Annotated in this window: 20 protein-coding genes and 2 tRNA genes; 18 read left to right on the top strand and 4 right to left on the bottom strand. The window is 37.3% G+C overall.

All coding sequences use genetic code 11. From position 1 onward, the window contains the following. The first annotated feature begins 35 nt into the window (after nt 1-35). From GPK90_RS04610 to GPK90_RS04575, 8 genes are all read left to right on the top strand, one after another. Nucleotides 36-821 carry a phage tail domain-containing protein gene (locus GPK90_RS04610; protein ID WP_215702276.1) on the top strand — a complete coding sequence of 262 codons (786 nt, stop codon included), beginning with the start codon at nt 36-38 and terminating at the stop codon, nt 819-821. Further along, entirely contained in the window at nt 821-3,841 is a 3,021-nt protein-coding gene (locus tag GPK90_RS04605; protein ID WP_215702275.1) for a phage tail family protein, read from the top strand. The genes GPK90_RS04610 and GPK90_RS04605 overlap by 1 nt, the downstream gene beginning before the upstream one ends. A gap of 7 nt (nt 3,842-3,848) precedes the next feature. Continuing rightward, a complete protein-coding gene (locus GPK90_RS04600; protein WP_215702274.1) occupies nt 3,849-4,478 on the top strand; it encodes a hypothetical protein in 630 nt (209 codons plus the stop codon). A gap of 61 nt (nt 4,479-4,539) precedes the next feature. Further along, nucleotides 4,540-5,592 (top strand): BppU family phage baseplate upper protein, encoded by a 1,053-nt coding sequence (locus GPK90_RS04595; RefSeq protein WP_215702273.1) that lies wholly within the window; start codon nt 4,540-4,542, stop codon nt 5,590-5,592. A gap of 31 nt (nt 5,593-5,623) precedes the next feature. Then, a complete protein-coding gene (locus GPK90_RS04590; RefSeq protein ID WP_215702272.1) occupies nt 5,624-6,682 on the top strand; it encodes a hypothetical protein in 1,059 nt (352 codons plus the stop codon). Between the two features lie 433 nt (nt 6,683-7,115). After that, a complete protein-coding gene (xerA, locus tag GPK90_RS04585; protein WP_215702271.1) occupies nt 7,116-8,123 on the top strand; it encodes a site-specific tyrosine recombinase/integron integrase in 1,008 nt (335 codons plus the stop codon). Nucleotides 8,124-8,152: 29 nt separating this feature from the next. Next, nucleotides 8,153-9,007: a DUF3849 domain-containing protein gene (locus GPK90_RS04580; RefSeq protein ID WP_215702270.1), complete on the top strand. Its 855-nt coding sequence runs from the start codon at nt 8,153-8,155 to the stop codon at nt 9,005-9,007. A gap of 95 nt (nt 9,008-9,102) precedes the next feature. Beyond that, on the top strand, nt 9,103-9,369 hold the full coding sequence (locus GPK90_RS04575) for a hypothetical protein (protein ID WP_215702269.1): 267 nt from the start codon (nt 9,103-9,105) through the stop codon (nt 9,367-9,369). Nucleotides 9,370-9,371: 2 nt separating this feature from the next. On the opposite strand, the gene GPK90_RS04570 is transcribed toward GPK90_RS04575, so the two are convergent. Next, nucleotides 9,372-9,944, bottom strand: coding sequence for a hypothetical protein (locus GPK90_RS04570; RefSeq protein WP_215702268.1), 573 nt, complete (start codon nt 9,942-9,944; stop codon nt 9,372-9,374). Between the two features lie 47 nt (nt 9,945-9,991). On the opposite strand from GPK90_RS04570, the gene GPK90_RS04565 reads away from it, so the two are divergent. The 9 genes from GPK90_RS04565 (at nt 9,992) to GPK90_RS04525 (ending at nt 17,715) form a co-directional block, all read left to right on the top strand. Further along, a complete protein-coding gene (locus tag GPK90_RS04565; protein ID WP_215702267.1) occupies nt 9,992-10,420 on the top strand; it encodes a putative ABC transporter permease in 429 nt (142 codons plus the stop codon). A 15-nt stretch (nt 10,421-10,435) separates the two neighbouring features. Next, nucleotides 10,436-11,359 (top strand): peptidoglycan recognition protein family protein, encoded by a 924-nt coding sequence (locus tag GPK90_RS04560; protein ID WP_215702266.1) that lies wholly within the window; start codon nt 10,436-10,438, stop codon nt 11,357-11,359. Between the two features lie 605 nt (nt 11,360-11,964). Then, nucleotides 11,965-12,855, top strand: coding sequence for a ComEC/Rec2 family competence protein (locus GPK90_RS04555; protein WP_215702265.1), 891 nt, complete (start codon nt 11,965-11,967; stop codon nt 12,853-12,855). Nucleotides 12,856-12,978: 123 nt separating this feature from the next. Continuing rightward, a complete protein-coding gene (locus GPK90_RS04550) occupies nt 12,979-13,620 on the top strand; it encodes a hypothetical protein (RefSeq protein WP_215702264.1) in 642 nt (213 codons plus the stop codon). Nucleotides 13,621-13,657: 37 nt separating this feature from the next. Further along, a complete protein-coding gene (locus GPK90_RS04545) occupies nt 13,658-14,500 on the top strand; it encodes a hypothetical protein (protein ID WP_215702263.1) in 843 nt (280 codons plus the stop codon). Nucleotides 14,501-14,578: 78 nt separating this feature from the next. Next, a complete protein-coding gene (locus GPK90_RS04540) occupies nt 14,579-15,991 on the top strand; it encodes a hypothetical protein (RefSeq protein WP_215702262.1) in 1,413 nt (470 codons plus the stop codon). 57 nt (nt 15,992-16,048) lie between these two features. Then, nucleotides 16,049-16,600: a hypothetical protein gene (locus tag GPK90_RS04535; RefSeq protein WP_215702261.1), complete on the top strand. Its 552-nt coding sequence runs from the start codon at nt 16,049-16,051 to the stop codon at nt 16,598-16,600. Between the two features lie 10 nt (nt 16,601-16,610). Beyond that, entirely contained in the window at nt 16,611-16,997 is a 387-nt protein-coding gene (locus GPK90_RS04530) for a hypothetical protein (protein ID WP_215702260.1), read from the top strand. Between the two features lie 121 nt (nt 16,998-17,118). Then, complete coding sequence (locus GPK90_RS04525; RefSeq protein WP_215702259.1) at nt 17,119-17,715, top strand: hypothetical protein; 597 nt, start codon at nt 17,119-17,121, stop codon at nt 17,713-17,715. A gap of 3 nt (nt 17,716-17,718) precedes the next feature. Here GPK90_RS04525 and GPK90_RS04520 read toward each other — a convergent pair whose 3' ends face one another. Beyond that, entirely contained in the window at nt 17,719-17,988 is a 270-nt protein-coding gene (locus GPK90_RS04520) for a hypothetical protein (RefSeq protein WP_215702258.1), read from the bottom strand. Nucleotides 17,989-18,181: 193 nt separating this feature from the next. Here GPK90_RS04520 and GPK90_RS04515 point away from each other — a divergent pair, with 193 nt between their 5' ends. Beyond that, the gene (locus GPK90_RS04515) at nt 18,182-19,459 is read left to right on the top strand and encodes a site-specific integrase (RefSeq protein ID WP_215702257.1); all 1,278 of its coding nucleotides are present in this window, start codon (nt 18,182-18,184) and stop codon (nt 19,457-19,459) included. A gap of 301 nt (nt 19,460-19,760) precedes the next feature. Here GPK90_RS04515 and GPK90_RS04510 read toward each other — a convergent pair. Both GPK90_RS04510 and GPK90_RS04505 read right to left on the bottom strand, forming a co-directional pair. Further along, nucleotides 19,761-19,834, bottom strand: a tRNA-Met gene (locus GPK90_RS04510). Between the two features lie 4 nt (nt 19,835-19,838). After that, nucleotides 19,839-19,912: transfer RNA gene (locus GPK90_RS04505), tRNA-Met, on the bottom strand. Between the last annotated feature and the right edge of the window lie 17 nt (nt 19,913-19,929).

Genomic DNA, 19,929 nt, shown 5'->3' with positions numbered 1-19,929 from the left:
GTACATGAAAATATTTTTTAAAAAGGAGGAAATCTGTGTTTGAAAAATTTGTATATGATGGAACAATGTGTAGCGAGTATGGGATCATCTGTGCATATTTTGGAAAAGAAGGCCTAATTACTCCAGAAGCGCAAAAAACCGATTTAAAAACAGAACAAGCGCTTCGCGGGAACACATTTAACATTATCTCTCAGGATTATTCTGAACCATTATCTTATACAATGCAAATCGTAAATAAGGACTTCTCTCCTATTACTTCTATTCAAGAACGAGCTTTAAAAAAATGGCTTTGTCAAAGAGGAAAATACAACTGGTTTTGTATTCTTAATGAACGCTATGCAGATACATGGTTCTATGCAAATATAAGTAATCCTAAGATGGAATATTTTTATGGCAGTTATGGCATGGAACTTACGATCAATACCGATGCTCCATACGCCTATTCTGATCCAAGAACCGTAACTGCAAACTTTAAAGCAGGTGAAATTCTTGAATCGCTTTATGTGGACAATGACGAAGAAATGCCAATTTATCCGGTTTTAACAATTACTTCTGCAAACGCTGGAACTATTACATTAAAAAATCTTTCTCTCCCAGAAAAAGATAATACTTTGATTATTAAAAACTGCACCGCAGGAGAAGTAATTACTTTAGACTGCAATATGCCATTAGCGATCTCATCAAATCAAAATCACAATATCTATAATGATTTTAATCTTTGGTGGCCGTATCTTATTGATGGATATAATCGAATTACGGTAGATAAAGATTGTGTTGTAAAGTTAGCGTACCGTGAATATAGGAAGGTAGGGATTGTCTGATGGGAATGTTTTCTTATAATTATTATAAAAACCTTAAGCGCCCAGAAGTATATCTCTCCTATCCTGATAAACGAAAAATTGGTCCTATACAAGTTCGTGAGTTGCAGACAGATATTATTGCTAATTCCTGTTGTACCGGAAGCTTTAAAATTTATAGTCATGAGAATAATGTGCCATTAGAATTTTATACCGATGTCGAAATTGGAAAGTACATACTCGTCTTAGGTGTAAATTGGTTTAGAATCAACGAGATTAATATTCAAAACGAGGGCACTGATAATGAATATAAGGAAGTCTCTTTTGAATCATTAGAATCCGAGCTATCACAAACTTATCTCACGTCTTTTGGATCCATGGGAACCGATGACGATGAGCAAGGTGGACTTGATAGATACTGTCTTTATAGTCTAACTGATCAAGAACATTCTATTCTACATATCTTTCTTCAAACAAATCCAGGCTGGTCAATTTATTATGTCGATCCAGAAATCTCGAAAGAATATAGAAACTTCCAAGAAGACAGTGTATCGTCATATTCTTTCTTGACTGATACTGTTTCTGATGTTTATGAATGTATTTTCATCTTTGATAGTTTTAATAAAACTGTATCAGCTTATAAGCTTGAAAATCTTGGTAAGGACACTGGAATCACTCTGCAGTATAGGAACCTGATAAAGTCGATTAAAAAGTCTTCTTCCGAAGATGACGTTAAAACTGTATTGACTGTATGCGGTGGAAATGATGATAGAACGAATACTACTCTCGGTATTATTGAGGTAAACATTGGAGGATCTAATCAGATTTATGATTTTAGTCATTATTATCCAATGATGTCAGACGAGCTGAAAAATGCACTGATCGCATATAAGAAAAAATGTGCCGATAACGAAGCAGTTTATCAAGAAAAGCTTTCCGGTCTAAAGGAAAAATACGAAGAACTTGGAACATTACAAAATCATGTTCCTGATGACCACGATACGACAGATTGGACGCAATATGGTTTGGCTGAGTTAAATGAAAAAGAAGCTATTTACAAGACAAATATGAAGCTTTACATGAACGACTCTGACCAAACATTATATTCCAAAAATCAGAAACTTCATGCTGCAGTCGAAGCAGAAATCGGTGTTCGCAAATCGCAAGTTACAGCTAAAGAAAACGAGATTAGTGAATATATAAAGACCATTAATGCCTTAATTGTCAATCTCCGCGATTTTATTGGTGACAATTTATATCAGCAACTTGGTCCATTTATTCGCGAAGATACTTTAACTGATGATTCGTTCATTGTGACAAACACAATGGCTGACGCAGAAGTGCTTGAGATGCAGAAAGCATTACTCTCTCACGCCTACGAAGAACTGGCAAAAGTATCATCTCCGCAATACACGCTTGATGTTGATCTTGTAAATTTCACAGTAAATTATGATTATAAGGCATTTACCGATCAGCTCGAAATGTTCAATATTGTCCACATCTCTATGGATGATCCTAATGAAGTTATGGACGTGCGACTACTTAAGCTTCACATTAACTGGGATGATCCAAGTGATTTTAGTGCGACTTTCAGCAATAAAGATACTCTTTCTGAAAAGTGGAATACTTTCCAGACGGTAAAAAAGCAAGCTGAAGATACTGCGTCAAAAGTAGATTTCTCTACCGGTGCTTGGAACAAGGCTGCTTCTACATCTGTCACCATGGATAAGTATATGAACAGTGTTCTGGATGCAGCAAAGCAACAAATTGTTTCGAATGAAAACAATGAAATTATCATTGATCAAACCGGTATTCTTGCAAAGAAATGGTTGCTGGAGAAACAGTCTTATGATCCGGCGCAGCTCTGGATCACAAATAACTGCATCGGTATTACAACGGATAACTGGGAAACAGTTGGAATGGCGCTGGGGTATGTAAAAGTCGGAAATGACTATTTTTATGGAGTAGTTGCGGATAAAATTTTTGGCCGCCTCATCATGTCCAAGGGATTATATGTAGAAAACGCCTCTGGCACTTATACAATCAATGATTTAGGTCTTACCGCACAGAACGGCTCTTATAAAGTCGGAATTAATCCAAACACTCCGTCGGACATTTTTACAATCTCCATTGACAATAAGAAGCTCCTCTACGTCGATGCTGATAATAAAAAGCTCAAATTCGAAGGTGACATTGAGAGTAAATCTGGGCATATTGCAAGCTATGTAATATCAGAGAACGATCTCACTTCTGGTAAAGTCGGTATAAGTTCCACTACCACCGCCGGAGCGATTTCATTCTGGGCTGGAAGCACTGATAGAAATAACGCAGCGTTCAGAGTTGATAATAATGGAAAACTTGTGTGCTCGAATGCAGTGATTACTGGTGGAAGTCTAAAGGTTGGAGATAATTTTTCTGTAACATCCGATGGAAAATTGAAAGCTGCCGGTGCAGACGTATCTGGGAAAATCACTGCTTCTTCTGGTAAAATTGCAGGATGGACGATTAATGGCAATAAACTGGTTGGAACGTCAGGAAATTCCTATATTGAAGGTGGGCGTATTGATATTGGAGATAGCTTTTTTAGTGTTGACTCTGATACTATTAGCCTTGGAGATTTCAAAGTTAATTATACAACTCGTGGATTACTGCAAAGCTATGATGAAGTTACCGGTATGTCTACAGGAGATCTTAATCATGGTGAGTGGTTACTTTGGGCCGGTTGGGAGTTTGGCGGTCTAACAGACCTCCCTCTTTTTGGCGTAAACACAGGACAAGTTCACTGCAATTGTGATTTATATATAAAAGGTCAAAAAGTCGATTTAAGTGCTATTAGCGGTGCTTCTAAACCTGGATCGTGGCAACATGGATGGAAACGTAATGATGCCGACATAGCCTATGACTGGATTCAAGTAACTCCTTCGCGATTCCCTGGCAATGGTAAGCAAGGGGTTTATGACGACCGATATTATCAGGCAAAATATGTTTGGTGGAATGTAAACATTCATTACAGTGACGGGTCGGACTTAGGACCAGATGCATAGGAGCGAAATGGAATATATTACTTTTAGCACGGAAAACATAGAAAAAATGGAATTATTATTGAGCAGGATTGATGGAAAATATAATTCAAACATTGTTAAAGAATTATATGAAATTCTTGATTCTGGCGAGCATTCAAAAGAGTTTGAAGACGGAATTATTTCCTTTAGAAAGGGAGCAAACCCATCTGAACAATCTGCACAGCTTAAGGAGAAAAAGGAATTGAAAACATCACTAAGTAAAGTTGTTGGAGCTTATTATATTCTTGATAAGTTAAATAATGATCCGACATTATCATTTAAAATACACTATTGGTGTATGCGAAACAATCAGGTATTTAATGACTCTGTGTCTTTCTTTCAAGAGGAAAGAAATAAGTTATATAAAGAATATGCAAAACCTGATGAAGATATTTTTGTAAAATCAAAAGACAATCCTGATATTGTTATTTTTAATATTAAGGATGAAAGTCTTACACAGGAATTTGCAGATAAATTCAATGAACTTCAGAATATGGAGTGCGATATCGAGCCGTATAAAATTGATGCTGAATATTTATTCTCTCAGCCAACATTCAATGTTTCTGGGCAAGATATTTTTCAGATTGATTTCCTCATTGACGATCCAACAACAAAATAATTCGACACTAAGAAGGGTTTCTACTGCCCTTTTTTTTAATGCAAAGAAAGGAGGGAAATAAGTGGAACTGATAAATGATTTTACGATAGACGTTGGAAAACAGCAGTCATTTAAGTATTTATGGGCAAAACAATATGATCACAATTCCAGACGATATCGCCTTGTAATTACGAACCAAAATGTACCTCTTGCACTGACTGGCAAAGAGTACATTGTTCTTTCTCTTGAGGATAGCGGCGGAAACAACTATTCCAATACATCTTGTCCGTTTGGAGATGACGGATATCCATACATCACATTCACTGATTCAATGCTTTCTCGTGAAGGTGATATTAAATGTGAGATACGTGTCTATGACCAAAAAGGCGATTCTATTGCAACAACTTTCACTTTTAACATGGAAGTATCTCGAAGTCTTTTAAGCCAAAGCCGTATGGTCGAATCGAGTGAATTTAACATTCTCAACGATCTAATTTCTCAGGCAATTCAGGTCACGGCACTCTTGGAAGATTTCAAGGAAAATAAGGCCGAAATTGAAAAGCTGATTGCTCAGATAAATGCTGACATCACATCTTATCGTTCAGATTATAATTCTCTATCTCAACAGACACAAGAACTGATCGATCAGATACAGACATTCCTGACAACGGTACAGCAATCTGAAAATGATCGTGTTGCGGCTGAGAATGCCCGTGCACAGGCAGAGCAGTTACGACAGTCTGGCTATGAATCTAAGGTCGCTGAAGTCGAACAGCGAACAGCAGCGGCTATTGCAGATGTTAAATCTCAAACTGCTACTGCTATTTCGGATATGCAGACCGCTTATGATCAAAAAACGCAAGACATTGAAACGAGGGTTTCAGACGCCATTTCTGACGCCACAGAAGCCACAGGACGGGCAAATACGGCTACTGAAAGAGCAAATTCTGCAACAGATAGTGCAAAAGCGGCTACAGAGGCTGCTACGACCAGTGCTGTCAGCGCAAATTCTGCCAGAGACGCATGTCTGGCTGCAATTGAAACACTAAAATACACAATGGTTGATCTGGACGGTGGGGAACCGGACAGTGATGCCAGCTTATATGTAAATGACTACAATGGCGGGGAGCCGTAATCCCCGTCTTTTTATATGAAAGGAGACAATCATGGATTTTGCAAAAATCAGACCAAGAGGTGGCACTAAAGCGCAATGGGAAACAGCAAACCCAGTTTTGGGGAAGCGCGAAATGGGTATTCAATGGGAATCTGAGATTGGTGTCGGAAAAGTAGTAATTAAATTTGGCAACGGAGTTACAGCATGGAACAATCTTGACACTGCAGTTGAGGTCGAAAACGATCTCGTTAATAAGATCATTTCAAGTATTGTAACTGTGTCTGATGAGTACCCGATTCTTAACGACGGAGATTCTCTTAGTACATTGGTTGGCAAAATTAAAAAATATATTCAAGACCTTAAAGACAAGAAACTGGACAAGTCTGCACGTTATGATGGTACGGATTCTACTTCTACAGAACTCGTTCCGACAGCTAATGCACTTAGAGGAGTTAATGCAAAAGCAGACAAGAATGCGTCCGATATCACGACCCTAAATAACAATTTGAGTAACAGTCGCAAAACGGTGCGAACTCCCACGAACATTACGACAGGAACCAATATTTTAAAATTAGATCCCGGAATTTATAGTTATGAGGATAGCAATGCAAGTGATGAGCAAAAACTTGCTATGGGATTTCCCAAAGCTATGTGGCACTCCGAGATCACAGTCACTGGGTACTGGGCTGACAATAATAAATCGACTGGTTACATCAATATTGTGGTTCGTGATTGCAATAGCGATACTCCGCGTATATATGAAAACCTTTTCAGTTGGAATGAATGGAGAGGCTGGCAAGCTTATGCTTTAAAGAGTGATTTGTGGCCACAAAATTCAGGTGTTGAAATTACAGCCGGAACAGATATGCAAACAATAACAACTCCAGGGCATTACTATTGTGGTAATAATAGTACGACTGTTTCATTGAAAAATTGCCCGATTTCAGATGCTTTTACACTTGTAGTCTATAGATCTACCGGTGGCACAGGGGATAATATTTATTATGTGGCGCAAGAATATACTTCTTATCTTTGTAATAAGCGTGTCATTCAAACATATAACAAGGATAGCAAAAAATGGACAACACACGAGATTCAGTTCAAATCTTAAATGCGATTACTGTTTTTTCGACAAAGGAACGCTATTCCATCCAGTCCACCCCGCACTATCACCGCTATATCCATTATAAAAATTCACGTATATAGTGTCTGCTGAAGTCGGAATAAATATTATAAAAATCCACTTGCCTGGCTGATTCTGACATACTAACGCCATTCCATATGTGCTAACTGGTAGGTTTTTTAAGTTTGGTCCACAGGAATAAAATCCATGAACAGTGTTGTCCACATACATAATACTATCGAACGGATAATCTTTTAAAATAAACAAATTACTCAAATTGTTACTCGGAAATTTCAGAGTAATACCTGTCTTCAGTTCTACCATTGCTCTGTAGCTCTTCTACTTTATGTTGTGTTTTCCATATTTTTCCAATTTAACAAGAGAATAAATCCATATCAAATGATATATGGAGGAATTAATTATGATGACAACGGAGATTAGAAACAGAGTGATGGTGGAACTTGGAGATACGTTCACGATTGAGGAATTACATATGATTGACCTTGCGGTGGCAAAAGCATTACAGGGTGTTCGAATTGAAAAGGAAGAAACTCTACCAATGTTGGTTGGTTCATCGCAGAGTATGTTTGTCCGGGAATTTATGGCACGGAAAAGAATTAAAGGGTGTAGACCACGAACGATTGAAGCGTATGAAGGATTATTAAGAGAATTTTCAGATTGGGCAGATGCTGCACGGAGACCTTTAGATCAGGTTAAGGATATAGACATCTTGATTTATTTAGACTGGGTAAAAACAAAAAATAAAGTAAGTGACAGAACATTGGAAAATAAGAGGCTGATCTTGTCTTCGTTTTATGCGTTCATGCATAACACAGGGAAGATGGCCTGGAATCCTACTCGTACTGTCGATCCAGTTAAATATGCAGCGAAAGTAAGGCATCCACTTACAGATATGGAATTGGAGAAGGTAAGAAATACATGTGAGACACCAAGGGAACATGCATTATTCGAGATGTTGTATTCAACTGGCTGTCGTGTATCCGAACTTGTACAGATTAACATTTCAGATATTGATTTTCAGAAACGGTCTCTTGTGGTTGTTGGTAAAGGTAATAAGGAACGCTATGTATTCTTAAATGCAAAGGCGATTTATGCTATCCAGAAATATATGACTTCAAGAGATGATGATAATCCAGCATTGTTTGTGTGGAATAATAAACCACACAATCGATGCAGTAAAGCTGCTGTTGAAGCAGTTATTAGGGATCTTGGAAAACGATCAGGTATTGGTCGTCCATTATTCCCACATTTACTGCGCCATACTTTTGCAACAGATTTACTCGCTCATGGCGCAAAGATTTATGAGGTATCTCAGATGTTGGGACACGCTCAGATTGAAACCACGAAAATTTATGCCAAGTTGGGCAGCAATGCTCTTAGTAATGCTCATGCTCAGTATTTGGCATAATACATATTTTATAAAGGAGATAAACTTTTATGAATATTACTTTAAAAGAAAAGGTGTTTAAGATTTATGACAGCGTTGAAAATACGGCAGAAGGCACTCTCACGCTTCGGTTTTTAGCAGAAAAATATGGTATTGATGCTGTTAAAAATTATTTTGGTTCTGCCACAAAGGATGACCTCGATGAGATTGTAAAGACGACTGATGAAGGTGTTCATGTTGTAACATACAATCATTATACAAAAGTTCTGGTCAAGGCAGCTTCTAAGACTATTTCCATCGAAAAGGATTCTACTAAGATTGTTAAGAGTCAGAATGAGAATGGCGAAGAAATCGAAGTTGAGGTTCCAACAACTGTTACAGAGGAAATTGATGTTGTAGAAGTTATTCTTGGATATGAAAATCCGACAGATCGCCTTGTAAAAGAGCTTGATGAGAAAATCAATCCAACAATTGACGTTGAGGAATGTTCACTTGACGAGTTAAAAGCTTGGCAGAAAAAGCAGGTAAACGTAGCTTGTAAGGAAGCTATCGAAGCCGGTGTTGATGTTGAGTTATCAGACGGAAAGACATATCATTTCTCCTACAAGGCAGAGGATCAGATCAATTATGTAGAAATGCGTCAGGAAATCGAACATGATGGTTACACAACTGTCCCATATCATCCAGACAATGGAGACTGCACTATTTATTCCTCTGACGATATGAAGAAGATTATCAAGGCACAGATTGCCAATAAATTTGTACTGACAACTAAGTGCAATGCTTATCATGGAATGATTAAAGATGCTGAAGATAAAGCTGCAGTTTCTGCTATTGTATGGGGATCTAATCTATCAGAAAAGAGACAGGCTGATTTTAATAAGATCGTAGCTGCGATGCAGTAATTATTGTTATGCGGGGAGAAATCTCCGCATAATATTCAGATGTTTGTATTGATATACAATGTCGATTTTTGTTTTCGTTCATGTGCGGTAACAATTTGAGTAATGTTCAGCAAAGTATTACTCAATTAAACGGCTATAAAGTATCATATTATGGAATTTTTAATAAAACACTGGAAGAGCTTTATGATTTATCAAAAACAAATACTGCCTGTTATATTGGATTCATCGATTGGAGACAGTCTGAAATTACTATATCAAATGGTACAATTATTTGGTTCGCATGTAACTGGGTTGTCTTTGCAATATCAAATTCTGGTCTGTATGTATTAGAAGGTTCTCCTATGGCATGGAAGAAAATATAATATTAAGCGACACAATACACCGCGAAACCATTTAATGGGCTACCGGATGGAGTTGTGTTGGAACTATCCGATGACCAGTTCCATAAATTGATATCGCCATATGTTGTGAATGAAACAATTCTCGACTCAAGGCTTTGCTGCATAAGAACGACGCATCTGCATTCATACAATGGTTTGAATCCATTCGGGGCAACTCCCACTTTTAGCGTATCGTATCCAGATAAATTCGATGTTGTTGTTATTGAAATATGCGCAACGACAATCTTTCCGTATTTATAAAATTTAATGTTTGAGCTGTCAGTAATGTTTTGTTTTGACTGTATATCAGAAGAGGAAACAACGAGATCTGACTTAGGAACATAATCGGACAACATTGACGTTGTCGCAAAGCGATATTGCTCTGTCCATACATTATTTCTTAAAATGGTAACAACCGCCGTGTCCTTTAAGAGTAATAATTGATTTATTGTTCCGTCACTAAAACGCATAGATAACGTGCCAAATCGTTCAGCAGGGTTATCATTTAAGAGATCAGCGGATGCGATATCGTTTCCAATTAATAATCTCTTACTCAAATTGTTACAAATAGTTTTTTATACCTCTAATCATCAGGAGGTGATCTATGAATAAATATACGTCATTCTTCCTGAAAGAACTAATATTATATCTGATTGGAGGAACACTCTACTATTCTATCGAGATTCTTTGGCGAGGATATTCGCATTGGTCTATGTATATTCTTGGTGGACTATGCTTTTTATACGCTGGTCTGCAAAATGAATATATTGTTTGGGATTATCCGTTTTGGAAACAAATTGGAAGAGTTGAAGCCTTTGTTCTTTGTGCAGAATTTATTACGGGATGTGTTGTAAATATTATACTGGGTTGGAATATATGGGATTACTCTTCTCTCCCATTTAATATTTTAGGTCAGGTGTGTTTGCCATACGCAATTTTGTGGATTCCGCTCTGTGCTATCGCCATAATATTCGACGATTACATCAGATATATTTTCTTTCACGAAGAAAAGCCACACTATAAATTTTATTAAAAAGGAAGTGATATTTTGAACGATATTCTTTCTAATGTACATAAACTATTGACACCTTATAACTATAATTCTGGAGCTACTTCCAGAGTCAAATATATTGTAATTCATTATGTCGGTGGAACCGGAAGTGCAGAACAAAACTGCAAATATTATGCTCAGGCTAAACGTGGTGCAAGCGCTCATTATTATGTTGATTTTGACGGTTCTATTTGGCAGTCAGTCGAAGATAAAGATATTGCTTGGCATTGCGGAGCAAAGAAATATGTCCACCCTGAGTGTCGCAATAAAAATTCCATCGGTATAGAATTGTGTGTTCACAACATAGGAAATAAATCTGCAACATCTCGTGATTGGTACTTTGAAGATGCGACCGTAAAAGCAGCAATAGAACTTACAAAATCCTTAATGAAAAAATACAATATTTCTGCTGATCATGTGATCCGTCACTACGACGTAACAGGAAAAATTTGTCCAAATCCTTTCGTCTATAACCAAGGTAAATATTCTTGGAATGACTTCAAAAATGCAATTTCTGCAACAACTGAACCGGCAGTAAAATCTGGTTGGACAAAAGAGTCTGATGGTTGGCATTATTATTTCGATAACGGCGTGGATATTAAAAACGATTGGTATAAAGATGCTACTGGGAAATGGGCATGGTTCAACGGATCAGGAGTTGCCATTTCTAATGACTGGTATCAGTATGAAAATGCGTGGTATTACTTTGGTGCTGACTGCTATATGTACGAAAGCAGATGGTTGTTTTATAAGGAACAATATTATTATTTTGATGCAGATGGAAAAATGGCTACTGGTGCTTATATAAGATCAAAAGATCCAACTTCGGAATTGTATTATTGGATTGATGAAAATGGAATTTATCAATCGAAATGGGACACAAAATCACCAGACCTGAATAACTATAGACTTGTCGAATAACGAGTAACAATTTGAGTAATTTATTTGTAAATAACTGGATAGTTGATCCGAATACGTGTAAGTCGTTGTTTTCTATTGTAAACGGATGGAGTCCTGATATTTTAAATGTTCCGGATGACGCAAGAAACACTTGGAATAGCTTGCAAACCACCTGGACCTATCCTGTGGATATCGGTGATTTAACAAAAACTAGATTTCAGGCTCTTATAACAGGTAAGGGTACTGTGCATACGAGAACGTATGAAGGCGGTAAGTTCTCAAATTGGTCATAATTATGTCCAGTCTAACCATACAGAGTTGTCGTATACTCGAGCAAAAGTTCCTCCGCCTTGCTCTACAATTAGTACTTGCATACGCGTGGATGTCAAATTCCCTATACTTACTCTATAAACCCATATTGTAAGTAGTATTGAGTATCTGTTCTTTGCGGCATCTGGGATATTGGTGGTTTTAGAGTCCCATCCATTTACGAGTGAAAACGGCAACTTACACGTATTGGGATCTCTTGTCCAGCCGTTTGCAAACAAATCATCCTTTAGTGCATAGCTTGACAAGGACGTCTTGTCAGCTTTGTTACTCAAATTGTTATTCTAACATAGAATTTTATGAATTACAAAAATTTATTTTTATCTTTTCTTATATCATGTCTTCTTGTGTTTATCATTCCGTGTATGTCCACTTCTTCTCAACAAAAATTATCTGATTCTGTGTTGTATATGTTGGCATCTGAAGGTGAAACACAAATGCTCTCTTCTGTTATTGTAACACCAGAAAATAAAATTATTGTTATAGACGGTGGCTGGACTTATGACGCTGAAAGGCTAATTTCAACGGTGAAAAAATACGGAAATAGAATAGATGCATGGTTCATCACACACCCTGATCCTGACCACTCAGGAGCCTTATATCGGGTCTTACAAGGCGGATATGGCGTCGGGATAGGAACAATTTATTACTCCTTCGCAACGGACGACTGGTACGCCGCAAATTCTCCAGATATAGCCAATTTTGTAAAATTATTAAAAAATACTTTGCAGCAATATAATACACACGAGACAAGAAAAAATGATATCTATCACGTAGGATCGGCAAAAATTTATGTATTAAATGATAGATATACATTCTCTCAAAATCCAGTGAACAATTCCAGTATCGTCTATAAAATATTTATTAACGACACATCAATATTATACCTTGGAGATCTTGGATATGAAGGTGGAGAAAAGCTTTTATCCGAAACTCCGCCTTATTTATTATCTTCTGATATTGTACAGATGGCACATCATGGACAAGCCGGTGTTGGTGAAGATGTTTATAAAGCGATTAGCCCCAAAATTGCTCTGTGGTCTACTCCGCAATGGTTATGGACAAATCAGAATGGTACTGGTCATTTTAAAACTCTTGAAACACGGCAATGGATTCAAAAGATAGGAAGTAAAAACTATGTCACAGCAGATGGCGACATCTGTTTGGACTTAAATAGAATTAAACCGTGACTTCAGCGCCCAATTTTCTTTAATATTATTAAGTTTATATTAATTATACTTTGTATCATTTTGTTTTTATTTAATATTATAAAGTATAGTTTTGTAATTATTATCCTTAGAAAGGAAGTTCGCATGTATACATTCTACTTAACAGACAAGAAGGAATTAAGAGCCACCAACCGTTGTACGATTCATCAGCGAGAAAAGCTGGTGGATAATTTTCAGTTTCTTATTCCAAAAACGTATGAAAATATTGATTTAACTGGTGCAAAAATCGAACTCCAGTATCTTAACCCAGGAAACGAATCATGTCGTGAGACTTTAACTCAAAGTGAGGACATCGAAGGTCGTGATGATTATATGAGCTATATTCTCCCAATTGATACAAATTTTACGCGATTTGCAGGAGATGTTAAGTTAAAACTCGCGGTTCAAAAAGTTAATATTGAAGAAAAAATTTTTTACTATCTTGAATCTTCTGAATCAATTGTAACTATTGCACCTATGTCCGATTATTTTGCTTTTGTTTCTGACGACGTGATTAATCCGATTAATGAAAAAATCGCAGAGCTTGACGCAAGATTTCAGGCATTAGATAAGCTTGCAGAAGCTTATGACACAACTAAGGCAGACAATATTAATCTCGATTCTGAAACATCTGAATTATATCTAACAGCAAACGGAAAAGCAATTGGAGATAAGATTTCAATTAATACTCTTGGAGACGCTATTGCCGATGATACTGAGGATGGTTTAATTAAGGTTATTCTGTAAAAGATAACATAAAATTCTTCAGAAAGGAGGGCTAATAATGGCTGCTGATAAAACGAAAAACAGAGCCAAATGGGGTTATTTAAATTATGATGATATTCAGGCACGTATTGATGAAAATAAACTCGATGCTTATGACATTATTTATACAAAAGATACGCACGAATGTTATATATTAACAGAAGATTTAACTCCTGTTTCTGTACATTCAAGGATTTACAGATTTAATGGAATTGCTGCTGCAATAACATATTTAAATGCCGCCAGTGATACATATGAAGGACAGATTGTAGCAATTCGGTCTGGTGAAAAATACCGTGCTTATATTGTAAATCTGGTCGATGATCAATATGACGTTGAATTGCTAATGGATGCCAATCAAGAAATCGATTATAACACATTAGGAAACAGACCGATCATAAATTTGTCTGGAACATTATCTGAACCGGTAACGGTCGGTAATCTTGATGTTGGAATTTATTCCATTACAGGACAGTATAAAATTTTTGACTCTGTTGATACAGTTTTCTCATGTTCTGCAAATCATATCTTTTTGGTCGATAAATCTGAGACCGAAACCCTTGTAAGAGATATATCTGCAAGAAAAATTATTTCTTATTTGTCTGATGGATCTGCCGTCAAGGAAAATGAAATAATCACAGCAGATTATCTTAAAGAAAACAATTACGCAACCAACAGTTCAGTAGATCAAAAGTTGCAAGCTTTGGATATTTTAACCAAGGTGGAAGCAAAAGAATATATCGAATCTACGGTAACTGAATATTTGGATGCAAAACTAAATGACGCCATCGATAAAAAGCTTGATGAAAAACTTACTGAAGCTCAGGATTCTGCGATTGATGGAATGTTCATAGCCGATTAAATGACGATGCTTATGGCATCGTTTTTTTAATATACAAACCTATTAATTTTTTATTTATCCTTAAGGAGGAAATGCATTATGGCAACAAAATCTTACACAATTATCACCCTTGAAAGACTGCAGAAATATGACAGCCTTATTAAACCGTTTATTACTGGTAAAGTATCTGATGCAGTTGCAAAGACTTTCAAAGCAGTTAGCATCGACGGCTTCACATTAAAGTTTTATACAGTAGAAAAACCAGTTGCAGACACAACACCGGCATTTACAATCGATCTTCCAGAGACAGATATTAGCGGTCTCATCTCTAAAATTCAGAATGCTACTGCTGGCGATGTAGTAATTGCAAACGCAGACGGTACGGTTGCCGACGGTGGCGTTAAGCTCGCTGATCTTGCAAAATCTGCCGATGTAACTAAGGAGATTGGTACGGCTAAGACTGAGCTTGAAAGCGAAATTAAGGTTAATACCGATGCTATTGCAAAGTTAAATGGAGCAGAAGACGCAGAAGGTTCTGTGGCTAATGCAGTTAAAACAGCAAAAGACGCTCTTCAGGAGCAGATTACATCAAACAAAAAAGTTCTTGACAAACTTGATGGTGCTGTTACTGTAGACGGCTCTGTTAAAAAGCAGATTAAAGATGCCAGTGATGCTTTAGATGCAAAGATTGGTACTCTTGATGATCTCACAACAACCAATAAAGGCAACATCGTAGAGGCTCTTGAGGAAGTCAAGTCAGCAGTAGGCAATGCTCAGACGGCCGGCGAAGTAACAGTTGACACAACAACTACTACTGCTGGTATGGCTAAGTCTTACACAATCAAACAGGGTGAAAAGATCGTAGCTACAATTGATATTCCAAAGGATATGGTTGTTAAGTCTGGTGCTGTCGAGAAGGATCCGAAAGGTCAGCCAGCAGGTACATACCTTGTTCTTACATTAGCCAATGCCACAGAGGATAAGGTATATGTAAATGTCGGCACTCTTATCGATATTTATACTGCTAAGGCAAGTGCAACACAGGTACAGATTGCAATCGATTCTGCTACAAGAGAAATTTCTGCTACAATCGTTGCTGGTTCTGTAACAGCTACTGAGTTAGCCGATGCTGCAGTTGTGACTGCGAAGATTGCTGATGGCAACGTTACAAAAGCAAAGCTTTCCAAAGAGGTTCAGACTTCTCTTGACAAGGCTGACACTGCACTTCAGGAGGCTGACATTGCTACACTTAAAACCGATGTTTCTGATGTTAAGACATCTCTGGCTGAAGGTGGTGCTACTGCAAATGCAATCGTTGCTGCTAAGAAGGCCGGTACTGATGCTGCGGCTGCCGTAGGTGCTCTTGAGAAAGGTCAGGTTACTACAAACAAGACTAATATCGAGACGAACACATCTGATATCACAGCTATTAAGGGCAGACTCGACACAATCGAGGGTGTTACTTATGTAGAAGCTACTGACGAGCAGATTGCTGCGATGTTCACAGAATAATTTCATAATGGCGGTAGGGTGTAATATCTCTACCGCTCATCTTCTTTGGAGGTAAGGATGAAAAAAGAAATTGTAGTTGTCAGCCTTCAAAGGTTGAAAACGTTTTTAGCGCAATGTGTGGAAAAATTTGCTTTAAAAGACCATTTACATACTGTGGCAACAGAGCAAAAAGATGGATTTATGTCATCTAATTCAGTAAAAGACATTGAGGCTATTATTGCAAAACTTAATAACTTTGGAAAACTGGTTGATTTTGATGGAGGTGAACCAGATAATACAGAATATAATATTGACCTCGATGGTGGAGAACCAGATTCTATTTATGCTTTGGAAGATCCGGATTTTATCGTAATACTTGCGGCCGCTAATTGGAAATATGAAGAGGCTTCTGGGCGGTATGTGCAAACAATTATGGATACCAGGATTTCTGGTTTAAATAATTATTATGTCGGTAGCACACTTAACGGCACGGAGACTGCTACGATGGCCAGCGAGTACAATAGCAACTTTAAATATATTGTTGGCGGAGAATCTTCGGGATCGACATTGAAACTTAATGCAGTCTCTGCTCCTGCGATTAATCTGTCTGTGAAGATTTGCAAGATGTAGGAGGTGTAATATGGGAAAAGTATATACTGTTTTTGATGGAAACGGTTATGCCACAAAAGATTATGTAGATGCATTGGTAAAAAATTCTATCGAAATAACAACGAAAACAGCTTTAGTTCCATCTATGTTGCTTTTGACAACCTCTAATCCTAAGAAAATTGCGACTATAAACATTGATATTCCAACAGGAGAATATCTTATTGGAATTGTGTCAGCGGGAACCACACCGTCAGAAGATGGTAGTTTAATACTTTGTAGCAATCCTGTTTTAGATTATGGCACAAAGACAAGCGCTGGTATTACATATGTTGCAAAAATGAATTGTTATTTAGTGGGTAGCGGGTCGGTTTCTATAATGCCTCACATACGGTATACTACCGCAAAAATAAATTCATAATTATGAATTTGGCTGTAATATAGTGGCGTAAATCGTGTATAGAAGGTATATTGAGGAAAAATCTGTGTAGACAATTAAAATGCTCTACATCGGCTTCTGGAAGCTTATAGAAGGGATTGGTGTGTATGTAATGATTGGCGAAACTGAACAACTTATAAATATGAATTTTGATTGGAAAAGCGGAATCATTGTATTTCTTTTGATTGTTGTATTGCTACCGAAATGGGGGCAAGCATGGAAAGCTCTTTGCGATTTTATTGGTTACGAGCCTAAGTCCTTACGAAAAGAACGAGAACAGAAAGAAAAAACCAAGAAACTATTTGAAAAACAAGAAGAATATCACCAGCAATCTATTCGGATCAGGGATGGGCTGGAGAAAAATCAGCAAAAACTGGATAAGAATCAGCAAAATCTCGAAATGCACCAGGAGGAAATGAAACAAGATTTGTTTGAGATTAGGACCACCCTATCGTGCATTCAGAAAATGCTATTGAAGAATACGATAGAAACAAAGCGAAAAAACATTTTAGACTTCTGTGCTACATTATCAAACAAGCAAAAGCAAAATAAAGAGGCCTTTAATGAGATATTCAGAACCTATGAAGATTATGAAAAAATCTTAAAGGATAATGACATGGAAAATGGGCAAACCGAAGAAAGTATGAAATTTATTTCCGAGATCTATCAGCAGATGCTCAGAGATGGAGACCTGATCTGAATGTCAGATACCAATAAGTTGTGTTACATTCAGCTTCCAGATAGTGCTTTTGGCATCATACATAACAGTTAGTTCGTGCTTGCGACCATTATGTTCACAGATGGTCTTATACGTTTTGCCTGGTGATATATAGAATTCATCTCGTTCTACTTCTTTGGAATACAACACCTTGAGTGTAATATCAACGTCGTGATGGCGGAGTTTAAAATAAAGCGGTTGAACTTCGCCGTGCTCATTGAAACTGGCGATAGCTTTGATCGTCTGATATTCCATCGTGATTCCCCCTCTCTCATGATTGTGATTTAATTTTAGCAGAACAAATGTTTGGAGTCAATGGAAAGATATAACAAAACGTAATAGGGACAGTTGAGTCTTGTGGATAACCACTACTCTTCTGTCCCTATTTTTTTCTTAGCAACTAAAAATTGGATTTTTATAATATAATATGAGGATTTTGCAAATAAGTATGAATGATCAAGAATTATTGCAATTCGCTATCGCCCAAGGTATAATCAAGTTGGATGATGTGCGAGAAGATATGGAAAATAAACAACGCGCAGATATTTTAAGTAAACACAAGTATAGTATTTCTCAAGGAACTGATGGGAGGTGGCGTACAACTCTTCCGGACAAAACTAAGAAGAATGGGCGGCGTCTGGTGGCAAAAACAACAAAAAAGGCTCTCGAAGATGCGGTTATTGCGTTTTATAAAGAGCAGGATGAACCGGAGATTAAGCACGATTTGACGCTTACCGATGTATATCCAGATTGGATCATGTACCGTAGCAAGCTCACAAAGGCCTCCTCGACCATTAAGCGATACAAGTCAGTGTGGAATACTTGGTTCGCAGAAAAACCCGTTTCTGGGCTTCCTGTGAGCCAATTAAGCTATCTGTATCTAAATGAATGGGCAAACACCATTGTGAAAAATAATGATCTAACTCCTAAAGCCTACTGGTTGATTTCCAGCTTAATGATGCAAATCATGGATTATTCTGTTGAGCGTGGATATATTTCTTCGAATCCTTTTGGCAGGGTTAAAGTATCGGAGAAAATGTTTCGTTATGAGAAAAAGCCAGAAAGTGAAACCCAAGTGTTTCTTGAAGACGAGCAGGAACTTATCGCAAAGGCGGCAAAGGAAAAATTTCAGATGAGACCATGGTGCATTACTCCCCTGTTTGTTCTTTTGAATTTCCAACTGGGACTACGTATAGGAGAACTCGTTGCTTTAAAATGGGAAGACATCGATGGTGACTATTTAAATATCCAGCGAATGGAAACTACAACATTCCGGGTTGAAGAAGATGGCAATGTTGTTCCTGATGGATATAAAATTGTGCCATATTTGAAATCAAAATCTGGATCCCGGCAAGTTTATCTTAATCACATCGCAAAGGAGCTAATCTCCGATATCCGTAAAATAAGTCTAAAAAACGGTTATCAAGATGATGGATTCATGTTTATCGCAAGCAGATCAAAGAAACGAGGAACAAGCAGGACACTCACAAAGTACCTCGAAAGTCTGTGTAAGTACGCCAATGTAAACAACAAGAGTAATCACAAGATTCGTAAGACGTTTATTTCTACTCTTATTGAGAAAAAAATTAACATTGACACGGTAAGAGAACAGGCTGGACATAGCAGCGAGAAAACCACTCTTCGCAGTTACTGCTTTGATACAAGTGTCAAGAAAGTAAAGGAAAATGCTTTGGAATCAGCAGCAAATACTAAGATGGCTTTGTAGATCCAAAAGTGTAAACAAAAAAAGTGTAAACATTTTTGAGGACTCTTTATTACAGCCGGTTATTTGGTCATTTTGAGGTAAAAAATGGCTCTCATGTTTATATTTTAAAAAGTGTAAACAAAGAAAGTGTAAACAAAATCGTCTTAAAAGTTATATCAAAACGAGATTATATAACAGTAAGATATAATACCAAATAATGAGTAAACAAAAATGCAAAAATGTAAACAAAAGCAAACGTAGGTTCGAAAAAATAAAAGAGCCATAACGCCGTAGTTATAGGCATTTATGACCCTTGGGAAAGTAGCGGAAGGGAGATTTGAACTCTCGACACCACGGGTATGAACCGTGTGCTCTAGCCAACTGAGCTATTCCGCCATAGTAGCGGAAGGGAGATTTGAACTCTCGACACCACGGGTATGAACCGTGTGCTCTAGCCAACTGAGCTATTCCGCCATGATCAATATGAAATT

Source organism: Clostridium sp. MCC344, from assembly GCF_018785365.1.
GTDB lineage: Bacteria > Bacillota > Clostridia > Lachnospirales > Lachnospiraceae > Pilosibacter.
This window is presented reverse-complemented; position numbering and strand designations above follow the sequence as displayed.